This is a genomic window from Pseudomonas sp. NBRC 111133, from assembly GCF_001320605.1.
Classification (GTDB): Bacteria; Pseudomonadota; Gammaproteobacteria; order Pseudomonadales; family Pseudomonadaceae; genus Aquipseudomonas; species Aquipseudomonas monteilii.
Genome location: NZ_BCBJ01000072.1, coordinates 12,556 through 30,681, shown reverse-complemented (window position 1 = coordinate 30,681; position 18,126 = coordinate 12,556). Strand labels below are relative to the sequence as shown.

20 protein-coding genes are annotated in these 18,126 nt (G+C 63.5%); all 20 read right to left on the bottom strand.

Features of this window, described 5'->3' with window-relative positions; translation table 11 throughout:
- A partial coding sequence (gene flhB, locus APH36_RS17290; protein ID WP_060499596.1) for a flagellar biosynthesis protein FlhB occupies positions 1 to 1,134 on the bottom strand: 1,134 nt, incomplete at its 3' end.
- Positions 1,135 to 1,136: 2 nt separating this feature from the next.
- Positions 1,137 to 1,913: a flagellar biosynthetic protein FliR gene (fliR, locus tag APH36_RS17285; protein ID WP_060499595.1), complete on the bottom strand. Its 777-nt coding sequence runs from the start codon at positions 1,911 to 1,913 to the stop codon at positions 1,137 to 1,139.
- Positions 1,914 to 1,920: 7 nt separating this feature from the next.
- The gene (gene fliQ / locus APH36_RS17280; RefSeq protein WP_016711779.1) at positions 1,921 to 2,190 is read right to left on the bottom strand and encodes a flagellar biosynthesis protein FliQ; all 270 of its coding nucleotides are present in this window, start codon (positions 2,188 to 2,190) and stop codon (positions 1,921 to 1,923) included.
- A gap of 21 nt (positions 2,191 to 2,211) precedes the next feature.
- Positions 2,212 to 2,967, bottom strand: coding sequence for a flagellar type III secretion system pore protein FliP (fliP, locus tag APH36_RS17275; RefSeq protein WP_060499594.1), 756 nt, complete (start codon positions 2,965 to 2,967; stop codon positions 2,212 to 2,214).
- Entirely contained in the window at positions 2,967 to 3,401 is a 435-nt protein-coding gene (gene fliO / locus APH36_RS17270; protein WP_060499598.1) for a flagellar biosynthetic protein FliO, read from the bottom strand. The genes fliP and fliO overlap by 1 nt, the downstream gene beginning before the upstream one ends.
- Positions 3,402 to 3,413: 12 nt before the next feature.
- Positions 3,414 to 3,881 (bottom strand): flagellar motor switch protein FliN, encoded by a 468-nt coding sequence (gene fliN, locus APH36_RS17265; protein ID WP_060499597.1) that lies wholly within the window; start codon positions 3,879 to 3,881, stop codon positions 3,414 to 3,416.
- Between the two features lie 47 nt (positions 3,882 to 3,928).
- Positions 3,929 to 4,897 carry a flagellar motor switch protein FliM gene (gene fliM / locus APH36_RS17260; RefSeq protein ID WP_012273501.1) on the bottom strand — a complete coding sequence of 323 codons (969 nt, stop codon included), beginning with the start codon at positions 4,895 to 4,897 and terminating at the stop codon, positions 3,929 to 3,931.
- Positions 4,898 to 4,906: 9 nt separating this feature from the next.
- Entirely contained in the window at positions 4,907 to 5,404 is a 498-nt protein-coding gene (gene fliL / locus APH36_RS17255) for a flagellar basal body-associated protein FliL (protein WP_060499593.1), read from the bottom strand.
- A gap of 218 nt (positions 5,405 to 5,622) precedes the next feature.
- The gene (locus tag APH36_RS17250; protein WP_060499592.1) at positions 5,623 to 6,879 is read right to left on the bottom strand and encodes a flagellar hook-length control protein FliK; all 1,257 of its coding nucleotides are present in this window, start codon (positions 6,877 to 6,879) and stop codon (positions 5,623 to 5,625) included.
- A gap of 72 nt (positions 6,880 to 6,951) precedes the next feature.
- Positions 6,952 to 7,299 (bottom strand): Hpt domain-containing protein, encoded by a 348-nt coding sequence (locus APH36_RS17245; RefSeq protein WP_060499591.1) that lies wholly within the window; start codon positions 7,297 to 7,299, stop codon positions 6,952 to 6,954.
- 48 nt (positions 7,300 to 7,347) lie between these two features.
- Positions 7,348 to 9,039, bottom strand: coding sequence for a fused response regulator/phosphatase (locus APH36_RS17240; RefSeq protein WP_060499590.1), 1,692 nt, complete (start codon positions 9,037 to 9,039; stop codon positions 7,348 to 7,350).
- An 8-nt stretch (positions 9,040 to 9,047) separates the two neighbouring features.
- On the bottom strand, positions 9,048 to 9,353 hold the full coding sequence (locus tag APH36_RS17235) for an STAS domain-containing protein (RefSeq protein WP_016711787.1): 306 nt from the start codon (positions 9,351 to 9,353) through the stop codon (positions 9,048 to 9,050).
- A 105-nt stretch (positions 9,354 to 9,458) separates the two neighbouring features.
- Positions 9,459 to 9,911 carry a flagellar export protein FliJ gene (gene fliJ, locus APH36_RS17230; RefSeq protein WP_060499589.1) on the bottom strand — a complete coding sequence of 151 codons (453 nt, stop codon included), beginning with the start codon at positions 9,909 to 9,911 and terminating at the stop codon, positions 9,459 to 9,461.
- 6 nt (positions 9,912 to 9,917) lie between these two features.
- Positions 9,918 to 11,273, bottom strand: a complete 1,356-nt coding sequence (gene fliI / locus APH36_RS17225; RefSeq protein WP_060499588.1) for a flagellar protein export ATPase FliI — start codon at positions 11,271 to 11,273, stop codon at positions 9,918 to 9,920.
- Positions 11,263 to 12,042, bottom strand: coding sequence for a flagellar assembly protein FliH (gene fliH, locus APH36_RS17220; protein WP_060499587.1), 780 nt, complete (start codon positions 12,040 to 12,042; stop codon positions 11,263 to 11,265). The genes fliI and fliH overlap by 11 nt, the downstream gene beginning before the upstream one ends.
- A gap of 162 nt (positions 12,043 to 12,204) precedes the next feature.
- The gene (gene fliG, locus APH36_RS17215; RefSeq protein WP_003254434.1) at positions 12,205 to 13,224 is read right to left on the bottom strand and encodes a flagellar motor switch protein FliG; all 1,020 of its coding nucleotides are present in this window, start codon (positions 13,222 to 13,224) and stop codon (positions 12,205 to 12,207) included.
- Positions 13,217 to 14,995, bottom strand: coding sequence for a flagellar basal-body MS-ring/collar protein FliF (fliF, locus tag APH36_RS17210; RefSeq protein WP_060499586.1), 1,779 nt, complete (start codon positions 14,993 to 14,995; stop codon positions 13,217 to 13,219). Before fliF ends, fliG begins: the two co-directional genes overlap by 8 nt.
- Before the next feature lie 15 nt (positions 14,996 to 15,010).
- Positions 15,011 to 15,343: a flagellar hook-basal body complex protein FliE gene (gene fliE, locus APH36_RS17205; RefSeq protein ID WP_016711792.1), complete on the bottom strand. Its 333-nt coding sequence runs from the start codon at positions 15,341 to 15,343 to the stop codon at positions 15,011 to 15,013.
- A gap of 131 nt (positions 15,344 to 15,474) precedes the next feature.
- The gene (locus APH36_RS17200; protein ID WP_060499585.1) at positions 15,475 to 16,830 is read right to left on the bottom strand and encodes a sigma-54 dependent transcriptional regulator; all 1,356 of its coding nucleotides are present in this window, start codon (positions 16,828 to 16,830) and stop codon (positions 15,475 to 15,477) included.
- Positions 16,830 to 18,047, bottom strand: a complete 1,218-nt coding sequence (locus APH36_RS17195; protein ID WP_060499584.1) for a PAS domain-containing sensor histidine kinase — start codon at positions 18,045 to 18,047, stop codon at positions 16,830 to 16,832. The genes APH36_RS17200 and APH36_RS17195 overlap by 1 nt, the downstream gene beginning before the upstream one ends.
- Positions 18,048 to 18,126: the final 79 nt, after the last annotated feature.

The following is an 18,126-nucleotide window of genomic DNA, read 5'->3' as shown; positions in this document are numbered from 1 at the left end:
GCGCCGCAGGTCCGGCGGGATCGGCAGGTCGTCTTTCAGCGGCTCTGGCCGCTTGCCCTTGCCCGCACGGTACTGGCGGATCTGGAACACATAGGCCAGCACCTGCGCCACCGCAAGGTAAAGGCCTGCGGGGATTTCCTGCTCGATTTCGGTGGAGTAATAAATCGCCCGCGCCAGCGCTGGCGATTCGAGGATCTGTACCTTGTGCTCCACGCCAATCTCGCGGATTTTCAAGGCAATGAAATCGGTACCCTTGGCCAGCAACAGGGGCGCCACCCCACCCTTCTCCGGGTCGTATTGCAAGGCTACCGCGTAGTGCGTCGGGTTGGTGATGATCACATCCGCATCCGGAACTGCCGCCATCATGCGCCGCTGCGACACCTCGCGCTGCAACTGGCGAATACGCTGCTTGACCTCGGGCTTGCCTTCGGTGTCCTTGTATTCGTCACGCACTTCCTGCTTGGTCATCTTCAGCTTGTTGTGCGCCTGCCACAACTGGAACGGCACATCCGCCGCCGCAATCAGCAACAACCCGGCCGCCATCCACAACGCACTCCAGCCGACCACCTGAACACTGTGAATGATCGCTTGCTCCAATGGCTCGTTGGCAATGGAGAGCAACGCCTGGCGGTCGTTGACCAACACCACTACCGCCACCACCAGAATCACGAAAAATTTGGCGAGCGCCTTCAACAGTTCGGTCAGGGCATTCACCGAGAACATGCGCTTGATCCCCGACAACGGGTTCATGCGGCTGAATTTCGGCTGCAACAGGGTGCCGGAAAACAGGAAACCGCCCAACGCGATGGGTGCGACAAACGCGATCACGAACAACAGGATCAGTATCGGCTGTACCGCCCAGATGGCCATCTTGCCCGAAGCCAGAAGAAAGGCACCCATGGCGCGCTCGTCGACGATGATGTCGCGCGTCAGGCTGAAGTTCATGCGCATCATGGCCAGCAGGGTCTCGGCCAGATGCCCACCAAACGCCAGCAAGCCACCCGCGCCGGCCAAGGTCACCGCCACGGTGTTCAACTCTTTGGACCGCGCGATCTCGCCTTTCTCGCGAGCTGTGCGCTTGCGCTTTTCGGTGGGTTCTTCTGTCTTGTCCTGACCGCTCTCGCTTTCCGCCATGCTCAGCGTGCCCTCGCCAATTCACGCAGCCATTGCAGCGCTTCGCTGGCCAATGCCTGGTAGTGGGAAAGGATATCGGCCAGGCCGACCCAGAAAATGGCCATGCCCATGACCAAGGTCAACGGAAAGCCGATCGAGAAGATATTCAACTGCGGCGCCGCGCGGGTCATCACACCAAAGGCGATGTTCACCACCAGCAGCGCAGCGATCACCGGCAGGATCAACAACAGACCGGCACCGAACACCCAGCCCATGCGCCCGGCCAGCTCCCAGAAGTGATTGACCACCAGCGCACTCCCCACCGGCAAAGTGGTAAAGCTCTCGGTCAGCACCTCGAACACCACCAGGTGCCCGTTCATCAACAGGAACAGCACACTCACCAGCATGGTCATGAACTGGCTGATGACCGTGACGTTGACGCCGTTGGCAGGGTCGACCATCGAGGCGAAAGCCATGCCCATCTGCACCGCGACGATCTGACCGGCGATCACGAAGGCCTGGAACAGCAACTGCAAGGCCAGGCCAAACAATGCGCCAACGATGATTTGCTCGACGCACAGCAGCATACCGCGCAGGCTCAGCGGGTCGAATTCAGGCAGCGGTGGCAATGCCGGCACGATCACCACGGTAATCGCCACCGCCACGTACAGGCGCACCCGCGCCGGCAACATGCGGGTGCCGAAAATCGGCATGGTCATCAGCACCGCAGTTACCCTGAACAACGGCAGAATGAAGGTGGCGACCCAGGTGCCGATCTGCGTATCGGTCAGTTCCAGCATCGCCACGTCAACCAATCAGCTGCGGGATGCTGGTGTAAAGGCTGGTGATGTACTCCATGAACTTCTGCACCAGCCACGGCCCGGCGATAATCAGCGTAATCAACATCACCAGGAGGCGCGGCAGAAAGCTCAGGGTCTGCTCGTTGATCTGCGTGGCGGCCTGGAACATCGCCACCATCAGGCCCACCAACAGGCTCGGCACCACCAGCACGGCGACCAGCAGGGTGGTCAGCCACAGGGCATCACGGAACAGGTCGACAGCAACTTCAGGTGTCATCGGCGGCTCTCCTTGACGGCGTCAGACGCCGCCGAAACTGCTGGCCAGGGTGCCCATGATCAGCGCCCAGCCATCCACCAGCACGAACAGCATGATCTTGAACGGTAGCGAGATGATCAGCGGCGACAGCATCATCATACCCATGGCCATCAGCACACTGGCCACCACCATGTCGATGATCAGGAACGGGATGAAGATCATGAAACCGATCTGGAAAGCGGTCTTCAACTCGGAAGTGACGAAAGCCGGCACCAGAATGGTCAGCGGCACCTGATCGGGGCCTGCGATGTCGGTACGCTTGGACAGGCGCATGAACAGGTCGAGGTCGCTTTGCCGGGTTTGCGCCAACATGAAGTCCTTGAGCGGCCCCTGGGCTTTGTCGATGGCCTGCTGGGCTGTCATCTGCTCTTTCAGGTAGGGCTGCAGGGCGTCCTGGTTCACCCGGTCGAACACCGGGGCCATGATGAACATGGTCAGGAACAGCGCCATACCGGTCAGCAACTGGTTCGAGGGTGTCTGCTGCAGGCCCAGAGCCTGACGCAGAATAGAGAACACGATGATGATGCGGGTGAAGCTGGTCATCAGGATGACGAACGCCGGAATGAAGCTCAGCGCAGTCATGATCAGCAGGATTTGCAGGCTGACCGAATACTCCTGCTGCCCGTCCGGGGTATTGGACAGGGTAATGGCCGGGATCGACAGCGGGTCGGCAGCCAGGGCCAGCGGCGCAACCAGCAGCAGCGCCAGAGTCAACAACGTACGCAGCGCGCCGCTCATCACTTGTTGTCCTTAGGGTTTTTGCCCATCAGCTCCATCAGCCGCTGAGCAAACTCCGGCGTCGCCTGACGAGCGCCGTCCGGCACTTCCACGGGTTCGGCCAGCACATGCAGGGCCTCGATGCTGCCCGGGGTATGGCCGATCAGGATCTGCTCCTTACCCACCTGCACCAGCAACAGGCGGTCACGCGGGCCAATGGCACGACTGCCGACAATCTCGATCACCTGCCCGCCCTTCACCGCCGTGCTCTGCAGGCGCCGCAGCATCCAGGCCAGGAAGAAGATCAGGCCCACCACCAGCAGCAGGCCGAAAACCATCTGCGCCAGCTGCCCGCCAAGGCTGCCAGGTGGCGTCGCCGGGGTAGCGGCCGGCGTGGCCGCGGCCAGGCATGCGTTACTGGCCAGCAGCACCGCCAACGCCGCAAGGGCGCGCATCGTGCCCTTCACTCAGCGCAGCTTCTTGATACGTTCGCTGGGACTGATCACGTCGGTCAGGCGGATGCCGAACTTCTCGTTGACCACCACTACTTCGCCATGGGCGATCAGCGTGCCGTTGACCAGCACGTCGAGTGGCTCGCCGGCCAGGCGGTCGAGCTCGATCACCGAACCCTGGTTCAGCTGCAACAGGTTGCGGATATTGATCTCGGTGCTGCCCACCTCCATGGAAATATTCACCGGGATGTCCAGGATCACGTCCAGGTTCGGGCCTTCGAGGCTGACGTTTTCGTTCGGCTTCGGCGAGCTGGCGAACTCTTCCATCGGCAGGCGGCCCGTGCCGCTGGTGCTGCCGGTGTCACCGCCCAGCAGTGCATCGATATCGGCCTGGCCGGCCGCGCCGGTTTCTTCCAGGGCCGCGGCCCACTCATCGGCCAGCGCCTGGTCCTCTGGGGAGGTGATCTCGTTTTCGTTAGCCATGGTTTCCTCGACAGGCATTCAATTCGTTATGAGCGACCGGCACGCCGTCAGCGGCGTTCGATCGGGTCGATGATCTGCAGGGCCAGGTTGCCCTTGTGCGAACCCAGCCGCGCCTTGAACGCCGGCACGCCATTGGCGCGCAACACCAGGTGCTCGGGCAGCTCCACCGGGATCACGTCGCCAGGCTGCATGTGCAGGATGTCGCGCAGTTTCAACTGGCGCCGGGCGACCGTGGCGGTCATTGGCACGGCCACGTCCAGCACGTCTTCGCGTAGGGCCTTGACCCAACGCTCGTCCTGGTCGTCCAGGTCGGACTGGAAACCGGCGTCGAGCATTTCGCGCACGGGCTCGATCATCGAATACGGCATGGTGACGTGCAGGTCGCCGCCGCCGCCGTCCAGCTCGATGTGGAAGGTGGACACCACCACCGCCTCGCTGGGGCCGACAATGTTGGCCATGGCCGGGTTGACCTCGGAGTTCATGTACTCGAAGGTGACCGGCATGATCGCCTGCCAGGCTTCCTTGAGGTCGACGAAGCACTGGTCCAGTACCATGCGCACCACGCGCAGCTCGGTAGGCGTGAATTCACGGCCTTCGATCTTGGCGTGGCGGCCATCGCCGCCGAAGAAATTATCCACCAGCTTGAACACCAGCTTGGCGTCGAGGATGAACAGCGAAGTGCCGCGCAGCGGCTTGATCTTGACCAGGTTGAGGCTGGTGGGCACGTACAGCGAGTGCACGTATTCGCCGAACTTCATGACCTGTACACCGCCCACGGCCACGTCGGCAGAACGGCGCAGCAGGTTGAACATGCTGATACGGGTGTAACGGGCGAAACGCTCGTTGATCATTTCAAGGGTCGGCATGCGACCCCGTACGATACGGTCCTGACTGGTCAGGTCGTAGCTTTTGATACTGCCAGGCTCGGATGCACTCTCGGTCTGCACCAGCCCGTCGTCGACGCCGTGCAACAGGGCATCGATTTCATCCTGGGACAGCAGGTCCTGTACGGCCATTGCGGACTCCTACTGCAATACGAAATTGGTGAACAGCAACTGGTCGATGACCGGCTTGCCGACTTCCTTCTGGGCCACTTCCCGCACCACCGCAGTGGCCTTCTGACGCAGCATCTCCTGCCCGACCGGGCTGCTGGCCAGGGTGTCGAAGCCTTGCCCGGAGAACATCATCACCAGGTTGTTGCGAATCACCGGCATGTGCACCTTCAGCGCATCCAGATCGGCCTGGTTGCGCGCCTGCAGGGTGATGCTCAACTGCATGTAGCGCTGGCGGCCGTTCTGGTTGAAATTGACCACGAAGGCCGGCGTCAGCGCCTCGTAGATGGCCGCAGGCTTGACGTTGCTGGCCGCAGGCTCGGCGGCCGGGGCCGACTCGCTCTTGTGCATGATGAACCAGGTAGCGCCCACCGAAAGGCCGATCGCCAGCAACAGCCCGACGACAGCCAGCAGGATCAGCTTGAGTTTGCCTTTAGTGGCGGGGTCTTTGACTGCTTCGCTCTTCGCCATGCCAATAATCCGTCGTCCATCGGGGGTTCAAGGGAGGATGGCTTGGCTTGAGCAAGTGTTATGCCAGATTTTGCAGGGGATGGGTTTCAGCAGGATTTGCGGCGTTACCTTCTTCGCGGGCAAGCCCGCTCCCACAGGTACTACACAGGGTTCGAAATCAATGAAATGCCTGTGGGAACGGGCTTGCACGCGAAGAGGCAAGTACAAGCAACCTGCAATCAAGCGTAGAAGTCGACCGCACTGTCACCAATAACGACCTGTTGCTCCACAGGCCTGGCGCTGTCGACAACCTCACCCCCAACCTGCTCCGCCCGCCGCGCGGCCACGCCGGACAGGTTACTGCCCTGCGCCTGCCCCTGCTGCTGTTGCTGCCCGCGCGACTGGTCGGCCACGTTGACGTCTGGCTGGGCCAGCCCCTGTTGGGCAAACAGCTCGCGCAGGCGGTGCACCTGACTGTCGAGGGCGTCACGCACACCGGCGTGGCCACTGATGAAGGTGACCTGGGTCGACTGGTCCGCCGCAACATTGACGCGAATGTCCAGGCGGCCCAGCTCTGCGGGTTCCAGCTGGATGTCTGCAGATTTCAGGTTCTGGCTGGACAGGTACATGACCCGGTTGACCAAGCCTTCCGCCCACGCCCCCTGGTTCATCGGCAACGGCTGGTGCAACGGGCTGGCGTTGGCCGGCATGGCGCTGGCGGTCTTGGCCGTGGCAGCCTGGGTCAGGCTGGCCAGGCGGTTGGCGAAATCATCGACACGGGTGTCGCTGCTGGCGCTCTTGGTGTCCTTCAGGCCATCCTCAAGCAAGGCACCAAAGGCCTTGTCGCCAGACTCTCCCGCCTCACCCTCGGCACTCTCGACCAGATTCGCCAAGGTATTGACGGCGGCCTGGCCTTCCTCGCCCTGCGCCTGGGAAGGGTCAAGGGCATGGGCCGACGTAGCCCCCTTGGCTTGCGCACTCTGCTCCAGCGCCAGGCGCAAGGTCGGCAGGTTGGCCAGAGGGTCTGCATCCGGGTCGAAAGCCTCTTCGGCGGAAGGCTCCTCGGGCAGCGCGCCAACCTGCGCCGTGGCGGCCTGCAGCACCGGCGCCACCGCCTCGGCCTGGGCCTGGATCAGTTGCGCACCGGGCTGGGCGTCGGTGACCTGACCGGCCACCAGATTGGCATCACGCACCCCGGTATCGGCCTGGGACACATCGTCTGCTGGCAATTTGTTGCCGTCATCGGCAACAGCCGTTTTGTCAGCCGGGTCTTTCTTGCCGTACGCTGGCGCCTCAGGTTTATCCTTGGGCTTGGCCTGGGCGGCTTTGTCATCCTGCGAGGCTGCCTTTTCACGCCCCTGCCGTGCCATCACCTGGCCAAAGCCGTCGCCCTTGTCGCCCAGCGCCTGCAGCGGTTTGTCCGCCTGCGCGGTGGCAGAGCGCGAGGCACTGGCAATGGCGTTGGTTTGCAACAAAGGGTTGGGTGCGACAGGCATCGAGCGGTCTCCGCGCCAGAAACAAAAAAATAATCCGCTCAGAGACAGGCAAGACTCGCGCCAAGTTGTGTATCAGCCCGCTGAAATACGCTGCTGCTCACCCCGGTAGAAGCGCTGCACCTCGACGAATTCCTCGTCGATGCGGTTGATCAGGTCCTCGATGCCATACAGCGGGGGCCGCCGTGCGCGCTCCTCCAGCTGCTGGCACAGGCCGGCCAGGGCTACAGCCCCCATGTTGCTGCTGCTACCCTTGAAGCTGTGGGCAGCCGCACCCAGCTCTTCGGCGCTTTTGGCCGCGTGCAACTGGCCCAGCCGCCGCTCGGAATCGTCGAGAAACGTCTGCACCAACTGCAGGTAGCCATCCTCCATGACCTCACGCAGGTCACTGAGCACCTTGTGGTCAATATGCATGTCAGTCACTTGCTCACTCCTTGATCAAGCCAGATTATGCCCGAGCCAGCCAGTGGCTCACCATACGAACGCCACATACGCGCACCGCCCGCCTTCACTCCAGCGCGCATCGCTGGCTAACCGCCGCACCAGGTTCAGGCCACGCCCGCTCAGCCCCTGGTCCAGCGAAGGCTGCGACAGTACCCGCTGCACATCGAAACCCGCACCGCTGTCGCGAACCTCGATACTCAGACGCCCGCCATCGGCAAGCGGTTCAACCTTGAAATCGATGCGCACAAAGCCGTCTGTCAGCACGCCCAGGCGCCGGGCACGCTCCTGATAATAGTCGGCAAAACCCTGCACATCGCGCTTGAGCCGCGAGTCCAGCCCTAGCACACCATGCTCCAGGGCATTGGAATACAACTCGCTGAGGACGCTGTGCAAACTGCCGGTACGCGCACGAAGCCCATGAATCTCCTGCAACAACTGCACCAGGTAAGGGATCGGATTAAAGCACTTCAGGCTCTCGCCGCGCACTTCGAAGCCCAGCGACCAGTCCTGCGGGCTGAAACGACCGCTATCAGCGTAGATCATCGGCGCGGGCACCCGCTCCTCGGCGCCGAACATGCGAATATCACACAAACTGATGTCGTCGCGCGGGCGCCCGCCAAAGCGCGCCAGGGCCTGCATCACTTCGTCGAACAACCGCACCGGGTCGCGGTTGTTGGTCAGCACCGCCAGCAGGCGCTGCACACCGAACAGGCGCTCCTGGTCATCAGCCGTGTCGAGCACGCCGTCCGACAGCAGCAACAGGCGCTCACCCGGCGCCAACGGAAGCACTTCGGCGCTGTCATCAAAACGCTCGGCAGCCAGAATACCCAGCGGCAGATGCCGCGAGCTCAGCGCTGACAGCACCTGGCCATCCACCGACAGCCGATAGCCATCGGGCATACCGCCATTCCACACTTCCACCGAGCCGCGCTGCACGCTGAGGTTGAGCAGTATCGCGCAACAGAACATGTCCACCGGCAGGATGCGTTTGAGCTTGGCGTTCATCTCGCGCAGGATCGGCGCCATGCCGTAACCCTTGGCGGTCATGCCGTAAAACACCTCGGCCAGCGGCATGGCGCCAACCGCCGCTGGCAGGCCATGGCCGGTAAAGTCGCCCAGCAGCACGCGCATGTCACCGGACGGCGTGAACGCAGCCAGCATCAAGTCACCATTGAACAGCGCATACGGCGACTGCAGGTAGCGGATGTTGGGCGCAGAAAGGCAACCGGAGTGGGCCACCTTGTCGAAAACGGCCTTGGCCACCCGCTGCTCGTTGAGCAGGTGGTGATGGTGCCGGGTGATCTGGTCACGCTGCTCCAGCACAGTGGCTTGCAACCGGCGCAACCGATCCATGGCACGGATCTTGGCAGCGAGGATCACCGCGCTGTAGGGCTTGGCCATGAAGTCATCGCCACCCGCCTCCAGGCAGCGCACCAGGCCTTCCTCTTCGTTCAGCGACGTCAGGAAAATGATCGGCACCAGTGCCTCGCCGGCCAGGGCCTTGATCTGCCGCGCCGCCTCGAAGCCGTCCATTACCGGCATCAGCGCGTCCAGCAACACCAGCTGTGGGCACCGCTCCTGAAACAGTGCCACTGCCTGCTCGCCGTTTTCCGCGGTGAATACCTGGTGGCCCTGGCGACGGACGATCTGCGCCAGCAGCAGGCGGTCGGCGGCACCGTCCTCGGCGACCAGCACGGTCAACGGCTGTTCGGCCGGCATGTCGGCGCTCAACTGATATCGAAGAGTTTTTCGAAATTGGAGATGGCGAGTATCTTGCGCACGTCGGAGCTGGCATGCACCACCCGCACATCCGACTCATCGCCACCCGCGTGGTCGCGCAGCAACAGCAGCATGCCGAGTGCGGAACTGTCGAGGTAGGTGGTGTCTTTCAGGTCGACGATCACCGAATCGGGGCGATCGGGCTGGCGTTCGTAGGCGTCTCGAAATTCCTGATGTTTGCCGAAATCGAAGCGCCCCTTGATCTTGATCGTCAGCTTTTTCCCGTCCTGCGAAAAGTCAGTCTCGACTGCCATGCTAGCGATTCCTTCGATGATGGCGGATGCAACTCCATTAAGGTTTAGCAGGCGATGGCAGGGGTGGCAAGGTCATACCTGTACCGGCGATAGGGCCGGCACAGGCTAGAGATGGCTTTGGCGGGGCAAGCGCTGAGACAACTCGTCCAGCAACCGCTGCTCACGCTTGTCCTCGGCTCGCCGGGCTTCGTCCCTGTAACGCTGCACCAGCTTGCGCAATCCCTCCACCCGGGCATAGGCCTGCTGCCAGGTACCACGGGCGTTGTTGAGGTTGTTCTGGTGCCACACCAGGCTCTGACGCTGCTGGGTCATGGCCGTTTCCAGCTGCCCCAGAAAACGCTGGTAGTTGACCAGCCAGCTGCCATTCACGCCCTGCCCGCCACGGTTGATCCACTGCAGCTGGTAGTCCTCGCGAAAACGCTCCAACTCGGCCAACTTGGCCTGGGCCGTGGCCACCTGCTGCTGGAAGTGCCCAAGGCGCTGAGCGGCCTTGCGCTCGGCCTCCTCGGCCATGTCCACCACCGGCGCCAGACGCGCGGCGCGTCCGGGCAGCGCCATGGCTTATCAGCCTGCCGGGGGCGTGAAAATCGCCCCCAGCTGTTCGCGGCTCTGCGCCATGCCCACATTCTCGTGCAGCCCTTGGCGCAGAAACTCCACCAGCTTCGATTGCAAGGCGATGGCCAGGTCGGTCTCCGGATCACCGCCGGCCACGTAGGCACCCACGCTAATCAGGTCGCGGCTTTGCGACAGGCGCGACCACAGTTGCTTGAACTTCTGCGCCTGACGCAAATGATCGGCATCGACCACCTGGGGCATGACCCGGCTGATCGACGCTTCGATGTCGATGGCCGGGTAATGGCCTTCCTCGGCCAACCGGCGCGACAGCACAAAGTGACCGTCAAGCACGCCCCGCGCCGAGTCGGCGATCGGGTCCTGCTGGTCGTCGCCCTCTGACAGCACGGTATAGAACGCCGTAATCGATCCACCGCCCGGCTCGCCATTGCCCGCCCGCTCCACCAGCTTGGGCAGCTTGGCGAACACCGATGGCGGGTAACCGCGAGTGGCCGGAGGTTCGCCGATGGCCAGGGCGATTTCCCGCTGGGCCTGGGCGAAACGGGTCAAGGAGTCCATCAGCAACAGCACATTCTTGCCCTTGTCGCGGAAGTACTCGGCGATGCGCGTGCAGTACATGGCCGCGCGCAGACGCATCAGCGGCGCATCGTCGGCCGGCGACGCCACCACCACCGAGCGCTTGAGGCCCTCTTCACCGAGGATATGCTCGATGAACTCCTTCACTTCGCGGCCCCGCTCACCGATCAGCCCAACCACGATGATTTCGGCTTCGGTGAAGCGAGTCATCATGCCCAGCAGCACCGATTTACCCACGCCGGTACCGGCAAACAGGCCCAACCGCTGGCCACGGCCAACGGTAAGCAGACCATTGATGCTGCGAATACCCACGTCCAGCGGCTTGCTGATGGGGTCGCGGTTAAGCGGGTTGATCACCGGGCCGTCCATCGGCACCCAGTCCTCGGCCTTCATCCCACCCTTGCCATCCAGCGCGCGGCCGGCACCGTCGAGCACGCGGCCGAGCATGCTCATACCCATGGGCAGACGTCCGCCGTCGTCCAGCGGCACCACCCGCGCCCCCGGTGCAATACCGACGATGCTGCCCACCGGCATCAGGAACACCTTGGGCCCGGCAAAGCCCATGACTTCGGCCTCGACCTGCACCGGGTGGTAACTGTCGTCGTTGATCACCAGACAACGGCTGCCCACCGCAGCACGCAGGCCTTCGGCCTCCAGGGTGAGCCCGACCATGCGCAGCAGGCGGCCTTCGACGACGGGCTGGACCGGCAGCTCGATGGCCTCGGCATAACTGCCCAGGCGCTTGCCGAAGCTGGTGCGTTCAAGGCGCATCAGAAGTATCCACCGGGCTGGCCAGATCTACCGCCATATCCGGCGCTGCCGGGTGCAGTGCGTGGTCGTGCAATTGGTCGAACAGTTGTGCCACGGCTTTTTCGATGCGCGTTTCCATGGTTGCATCGATACGGCTGTGAAGCGTCTCGATACGGCAACCGCCTGGCAGCAGTGCACTGTCCTCCAGCAGCCGCCAGCTTTCCTCATGGCGTTCGCGCAGGGCCTTGGCCAGCTCGAAATCCTGCGGGTTGAGGTGGATGCGGATATTGTCTGCACCCATGGGCAGCAGCTTGAGCGCTTCGCGCAGCACTTGGGTGATCTGGCTGGAGTCGCTGCGCAGCTCGCGGCCGATCACCTGGCGCGTCATGTGGGCCACCAGATGCACCAGTGTTTTCTCGATCTGCGTGTCCTGCTCGGCGATCGGCTCCATCAGGTTGGCCATCAGCCGGTCAAGGCTTTCGAGCTTGGCCTTCAGAGCCTCTTCGGCCTCCTGTCGAACCTTGAGCTGGGTGCTGTGAAAACCTTCGCGCTCACCGGTGGCAAAGCCCTCGTTGTAGGCCTCTTGCCGGATCGCTTCGAGTTCTTCCAGGGTCAGCGGCTGGACTTCTTCCAGCGGCACTTCCTCGACTTCCTCGATGACCTCGGGTTCAGGCTCAGGCTCCGGTTCGGGCTCCGGTTCCGGGTCGAAGCTGGGCAGCGCCCACACGTCCACGCCCTCAAGGTCGCGGGCGCGGATCAGGTCGCTGGGGTGGTGTTCTTTGCTGGACATGTTTTCAGGTACTCAAAACCATGCGCAGCCGTCGCAATCCCTGTGGGAGCGGGTTTACCCGCGAATGCGTCGGCAGCGACAACCTCTATCTCCTGGCCTGACGCCTTCGCGGGTAAACCCGCTCCCACAGGGGACTGCGTAGGCGGGCAGATCGCGAAAAACCTAGATCATTTCCTCGGCGCCTTTGCCGCCGAGCACGATCTCGCCGGCCTCGGCCATACGTCGGGCAATGGTAAGGATTTCCTTCTGTGCCGTTTCCACGTCGCTGACCCGTACCGGCCCCTTGGCCTCCAGGTCGTCGCGCAGCAGCTCCGAAGCACGCTTGGACATGTTCTTGAAGATCTTGTCCTTGACCCGCTCGTCGGCGCCCTTGAGCGACACCACCAGCACGTCGGACGACACTTCACGCAACAGCGCCTGGATACCGCGATCGTCGACGTCGGCCAGGTTGTTGAAGACGAACATCAGGTCTTCGATCTGCTCCGACAGGTCGCTGTCGATTTCGCGGATCGCGTCCATCAGCGCACCTTCCACGGAGCTGTCGAGGAAGTTCATGATGTCGGCAGCACGCTTGATGCCGCCCAAGGTGGTACGCGCCGCATTGGAGTTGCCCGAGAACTGCTTCTCGAGGATCTGGTTCAGCTCTTTCAACGCCGCTGGCTGCACAGTGTTCAGCGACGACACGCGCAGGACGATGTCCAGCCGCACCTTGTGGTCGAAGTTGCTCAGCACTTCACCGGCCTGGTCCGGGTCGAGGTACGCCACCACGATGGCCTGGATCTGCGGGTGCTCATAGCGGATCACGTCGGCGACAGCACGCGGCTCCATCCACTTCAGGCTGTCCAGGCCACTGGTGTTGCCACCGAGCAGGATGCGGTCGACCAAGCCATTGGCCTTGTCCTCGCCCAAGGCCTGGTTGAGCATCTTGCGGATGTAGGCATCGGACCCCACGCCCAGACTGGTCTGGTCGCCGACGATGTCGACGAACTCGCTCATCACCTGTTCCACCTGGTCACGGTGCACATTGCCCATCTGCGCCATGGCCACACCCACCCGCTGCACCTCCTTGGGGCCCATGTGCCGCAGCACCTGGGCCGCATCGGTCTCGCCCAGCGAGAGCAGAAGGATCGCAGCCTTGTCGACGCGGCTCAGCTTGGCGGTAACGGCTCGGTTATCACTCATCGGCGTTGATCCAGTCTTTCACGACCTGGGCGACACGGCCCGGGTCTTCGGCCACCAGGCCTTTGATTGCGTTGAGCTGTGCCTCGTAACCCTCGCTCGGGCTAGGCAGCAGAATGCTTGTCGGGCCACCCAGACTGACGCGGTCGTTGGCCAGTTCGCCATCCAACCCCACCATGCCGCCCAGCTCCATGTCGCTATCCGAGGCAGCCTGCTTGCCGCCCCCTGTGATGTTGTTCAGCACTGGCCGCAGCACACCGAATACCAGCACCAGGATGAACACCACGCCCAGCACCTGCTTGAAGATGTCCCAGAACCACGGCTGCTGATAGAAGGCGATATCGGCAATTTCTTCGCCACGGTCGGCGGCGAATGGCACGTTGATCACCGTCACGCTGTCGCCACGGCTGGCATCGAAGCCCACGGCGTCCTGCACCAGGCGGGTAAAGCGCGCCAGGTCCTCGGCGCCCCACGGCGCGCGCGTGCTGTCGCCAGTGGCCGGGTCGATCTTGACCTGATCGTCTACCACCACGGCCACTGACAGACGGGTCATACGCCCTTGTTGCTGGCGGGTGTGGCTGATGGAACGGTCCAGTTCGAAGTTCTTGGTGCTTTGCTGGCGTTTGTCCGACGGGTACGGCGCGAGCATCGGCTGGCCGGTGGCCGGGTCCATGATCTGCTGGCCGTTGGCATCCACCAGCGGCTGGCCAGGCTGAATGGCCGCAGCCGGGGTGGCAGCGCCACCGGTGGTTTGCGGGGCCGAGGCCGCGCCAGGTGGCTGGTTGCTCAGTGCGCCGGGCACACCTTGCGGCCCTTGGCTGCTGGCGCGTTGTTCATCGACCGATTGCTCGCTACGCAGCGCTGGCTGGTCGGGGTTGAACTGCTCGGAGGTGGACTCCACCGCACTGAAGTCCAGGTCCGCCGACACTTCGGCCTTGTAGCGGTCGTTGCCCAGCACGGGCTGCAGGATGTTGTGCACACGTTGGGTGAGCATGCTTTCCACCCGGCGGCTGTAGTCGAACTGCTTGCCGGCCTGGGTGAGCGCGGAGTCCTGGATCTGTTCGGACAGCAGGTTGCCCTTCTGGTCGACCACGGTGACCTGTGATTTGTCCAGCTCTGGCACGCTGGTGGCGACCAGGTTGACGATGGCCATCACCTGCCCGGCTTCCAGGGCACGGCCCGGGTACAGCTCGACCAGCACCGAGGCGCTGGGCTTGCGTTCATCGCGCACGAATACCGAGCTTTTCGGGATGGCCAGGTGCACGCGTGCACCCTTGACATTGTTCAGGCTGGAAACGGTACGCGCCAGCTCACCTTCCAGGCTGCGGCGGTAGCGGGTGGCCTCCATGAACTGGCTGGTGCCCAGGCCCTGCTCCTTGTCGAGCAGCTCGAAGCCCACGTTGCCGTCGCTCGGCGCCACCCCGGCGGCGGCCAGCTTCAGGCGCGCACGGGAGAGATCGTCGGCTTTGACCAGCAGAGCACCCGAGTTGGGTTCCACGTTATAAGGGATATCAGCAGCGGCCAGGGTGTCCATGACCTGCTTGGTGTCCATGCCCGACAGACTGCCGTACAACGGACGATAATCGGGTTGTTGCGACCACAGCACCACAGCAAAGCCGATCGCCACGCTGGCCGCCAGGCCGACCATGAGGCCGATCTGCCGCAGCATGGGCATCTGTGCGATGTTTTCCAGGAACGACATACCGGGCAGCGGCCGCTTGGCCGCTGGCGCGCCAGTCTTGGCAGGGGGGTTGTCGACGACTGCTTCAGCCATGGTTTACATCCGTCCTCAAACCGGCATCTGCATGATGTCCTGGTACGCCTGGACTACCTTGTTGCGCACCTGGGTCAGGGCCTGCATCGACACGCTGGCCTTTTGCGAAGCGATCATCACGTCGGTCAGGTCGACGCCGCTCTTGCCGATTTCGAAGGCATTGGCCAGCTGGGTCGAGGCCTGCTGCGTCTCATGCACCTTGCCGATGGCCTGGCCGAGCATGTCGGCAAAGGTACTTTGCCCCGGCGCCAGCTCTGGGGCAGCAGTAACCTTCGGCAACGACATGGCATCGGCCTGCATGGCCCGCATGTCCAACATCAGACGATTGAATTCAACACCTTGGCTCATGACCCTTCTCTCTCCCTGCAGCCGCATTTTTTTGACACTCATGCGGCGGATAGCCTACGTAAAGCAACAAAGGTGCCAGCCTATGTATGTGAGCCAAGCAATTGGGGTCCGCTTTGCGGCCCCAAAGCTCTTCAGCCGAACAGGCTGGCTTCTACATCGAACCCGGCGTCACGCATCTGCGCCAGCTTGTAGCGTAGGGTGCGCGGGCTGATCCCGAGGCGCTCGGCTGCCTCCTTGCGGCGGCCGCGCTCGGCACGCAGGGTGTCGATGATCATCTGGTACTCGTGGCGGCGCATGTCATCACCCAGTCCGCTGGCCTCAGTAACCACCCCAGGTGATGGCTCGGTGCCGGCCGACAATGGAATGGCGCCCTCCAGACAAAAATCCGCCGCCTCAATCACCCCACCTTGCTGCAGGATCAGCGCCCGCTGCAGGGCGTTGTCCAGTTCGCGCACGTTGCCTGGCCAGGCGTGCGCCTGCAGGCAGGCCCGGGCCGCGGGCGAGAGGCGCACCGGGGCATGCTTCATCTTGGCCACATGCCGCGCCAACAGGCGCTCGGCCAGTTGCAGGATGTCGCCTGGGCGCTCGCGCAGCGGGCGCCAGGCCAGCGGAAACACCGACAGGCGATAGTACAGGTCTTCGCGGAAGCGCCCGGCCGCCACCTCGCCCGCCAGGTCACGGTTGGTGGTGGCCAGTACACGTATGTCGAGGCTGATCGGCTTGCGCCCGCCTACCCGCTCCACCTCGCGCTCCTGCAGCACACGCAGCAGCTTGGCCTGCAAGGCCATGGGCATCTCCGAGATCTCGTCGAGCAGCAACGTGCCACCTTCGGCCTGTTCGAACTTGCCGGCCTGGGCAGCGATAGCGCCGGTGAAGGCGCCCTTCTCGTGACCGAACAGAGTAGCCTCAAGCATATTGTCGGGGATCGCCGCACAGTTGATCGCGACGAAGGGCTGCGCGGCACGGGGCGACTGCTGGTGAATGTAGCGCGCCAGCACTTCCTTGCCAGTACCGGACTCGCCGGAAATCAGCACGGTCGAGTCGCTGCGCGCCACCCGGGCGGCCAGCTCCAGCAACTGGCGGCTGGCCGGCTCGCAGGCCACCGGCCCTTCTTCGCCGGTCACGCGCCCGGCGGCATGCCGCTCGACCAGGCTGAGCAGCGCCTTGGGCTCGAACGGCTTGACCAGGTAGTCGGCAGCGCCCTGGCGCATCGCCTCGACCGCACGCTCGACGGCGGCGTGCGCGGTCATCAGCAACACCGGCAACTGCGGTTGCTGGCGGCGCAGCTGGCTGAGCAACTGGTGCCCGTCCATGCCGGGCATGTTCACGTCACTGACCACCAGGCTGAAGGCGTCATCCAGCACGACGTCCAGCGCTTCTTCGGCACTGCCCACCGCCTGGTAGGCGAAACCGCCGATTTCCAGGGTATCGCCCAGCGCCTGGCGCAATACGCGGTCGTCCTCGACCAGCAGCACCTTGATTGCCATCACACCCCCTCCGCCAATTGCCCGTCGATCAAGGGCAGCTCTACCCGCACGCAAGTACCACGGCCCACTTTCGAACGCAGGCTGATCCTGCCCTGGTGTGCGCGCACCACGGCCTTGACCACGGCCAGGCCCAAACCGGTACCGGTGGCCTTGGTGGTCAGGAACGGCTCACCCAGGCGGCCGAGCAAATCGGCATCGATACCGCAGCCAGCATCGCTGACGCACAGGTGCAAGGTGCGTTCACGGCGATACACGTGCACCTTCAGCCGTGCCGGCCCGTCGCTGGCCTGCAGGGCATTTTCGACCAGGTTGAGCATGGCCCCCACCAGGGTGTCGCGGTTGCACAGCAGCTCACCCAGGTGGCTGTCACACTGCCAGCGCACGGCATGCCCCTGCACATGCACCTGGGCCGCCTGCTGCAGCGCCTGGAACAAGGCTTTCGGAGTAACCCGATCACCCAGCGGCAGCTCGCCACGGGCGAACACCAGCATGTCGCGCACCTGGTGCTCGAGTTCGTGCAGACGTTCCTTCAGGGTGCCGGCAAAGCGCTGGCGGGTTTCCGCGCTCAGCTGTTGCTCGCTATCGGCCAGATGACTGGCGTACAGCATGGCTGCCGACAGCGGCGTACGGATTTGATGCGCCAGCGAAGCGACCATACGCCCCAGCGACGACAACCGCTCGTGGCGCGCCAGCTGGTCTTGCAGGCGACGGGTTTCAGTCAGGTCATTGAGCAGCACCAGTTGGCCGGGCTCGGCGTCCAGCGAACGGGTGGCGATCGACAGGCGACGGCCGTCGCGCAACGAGACTTCGTGGCCATCGTCCTTGCGCGGGGCAAAGCTGCGAGCGATCACCTGGCGCCACAACTGGCCAATCAGCGGCTCACCGAGCAACTCGCAGGCAGCCGGGTTGGCTTCACGCACCAGGCCCTGGCCGTCGATCACGATCACCCCGCCGGGTAGCAGATCCAACAGGTTTTGCAGGCGATTGGCCAGGCGTTCCTTTTCGCTGAGTTCGGCGATGCGCTGGGCGCTGACCACGGCCAGCTCACCCTTGAGCTCACTGACCCGGGCTTCGAGCAGGCTGTAGGACTGGCTCAACTGGCTGGACACCTGATTGAACAAGGCGAAGGCTTGCTCGACACCCTGACGGCTTTCCTGTTCCACCGGGGTTTGCCCCTGCAGGTCGGGGGCTAGGGATACGTGGGCGGCCTGGGGCATCGTGCTCTCTCGCGTGGCTGACCGTCATAAAAACGGTATGGTGCCAGCGGTGTAGCAATAGCCGTGCCGGGGATGGGGG